This window comes from Caulobacter sp. FG7 (assembly GCF_057808875.1).
In genome coordinates this window covers 1-1,083 of sequence record NZ_JBMDIW010000070.1, presented here as the reverse complement: position 1 = coordinate 1,083, position 1,083 = coordinate 1, and the positions used below count along the sequence as shown (strand labels likewise).

The window sequence follows — 1,083 nt, the reverse complement described above, 5'->3', positions numbered from 1 at the left end:
CCCCTTCAGGGGGAGCATCTTGGACAAAGGGCCGGAGGGGGGCCGTTCTCAGCTTTCGAGGCGTCGGAAAGTCATCCCCCCACCGATCGCTCCCGCGATCGCCTCGCCCACAGGGGGAGGTTCCCGGAGGGCCTCACCCCCCGCCGATGAACGTCACGATCTCGATGCGATCCCCATCCGCCAGCGCCGTATCGGCATACAGAGAGCGCGGCGCGATCTCGAGGTTGCGTTCGACCGCCACCTTGCGCGCGTCCAGGCCCAGGGCGGCCACCAGGTCCGCGATGCTGGCGACGCCGTCGAATTGGCGGTCTTCGCCGTTCAGTAGAAGTCTCATCTCACCTCCGAAGCGAGCCCTGCTTGTGACGCGGCGGAACCGGCTATACAAGACCTCCGGAATCGACGGCGGAGCCGAATGGTCAAACCGATCCATGTGCTGAGCGGGCCCAATCTCAACCTGTTGGGAACGCGGGAGCCCGAGATCTACGGCAAGGACACCCTGGATGACGTGCGCGTGCGCTGCGAGGCGCGGGCCGCGGCCAGGGGGCTTTCCGTCGTGTTCCGGCAGAGCAATCACGAAGGCGTGCTGATCGACTGGGTGCAGGAAGCCCGCACCGAGGCCAGCGCGCTCGTGATCAATCCGGCGGGTTATGGACACACCTCCATCGCCCTCCTCGACGCCTTGAAGACCTTGAATATCCCGGTCATCGAGTGTCACCTGTCGAACCCTGCGGCGCGGGAGGAGTTCCGCCGCCACACCTTCGTTTCGCTCGCGGCGACCGGCCTGGTCTCCGGCTTCGGCGCCGCAAGCTATGAACTGGCCATCGAGGCCGCCGCCGGACTGATCAGCGTCGACTGACGTCCGCGCCCCGGCCCCAACTGATAAGGTAAGCTTCAATGTCTAATCCGAAGGCCCCCGCCGAGACGGCCGAAACCCCGTCGATCGACGCCCGCCTGGTCCGCAAGCTGGCCGACATCCTGAAGGACACCGGCCTCTCCGAAATCGAGGTCGAGCATGCCGGCCTGAAGATCCGCGTCGCTCGTGAACTGACGGTCGCCCCGGCCACCTACGTCGCCGCTCCGGCC

General features: G+C 66.5%; 2 protein-coding genes and 1 pseudogene. 2 read left to right on the top strand and 1 reads right to left on the bottom strand.

Annotated features, from left to right (window positions below; translation table 11 throughout):
* Positions 1-133: 133 nt before the first annotated feature.
* A complete protein-coding gene (gene thiS, locus ACODR1_RS24780) occupies positions 134-334 on the bottom strand; it encodes a sulfur carrier protein ThiS (protein ID WP_058346516.1) in 201 nt (66 codons plus the stop codon).
* A 78-nt stretch (positions 335-412) separates the two neighbouring features.
* Here thiS and ACODR1_RS24775 point away from each other — a divergent pair, with 78 nt between their 5' ends.
* Entirely contained in the window at positions 413-856 is a 444-nt protein-coding gene (locus tag ACODR1_RS24775; protein ID WP_058346515.1) for a type II 3-dehydroquinate dehydratase, read from the top strand.
* Positions 857-894: 38 nt separating this feature from the next.
* Positions 895-1,083, top strand: a pseudogene (locus tag ACODR1_RS24770) (acetyl-CoA carboxylase biotin carboxyl carrier protein); the annotation flags it as partial.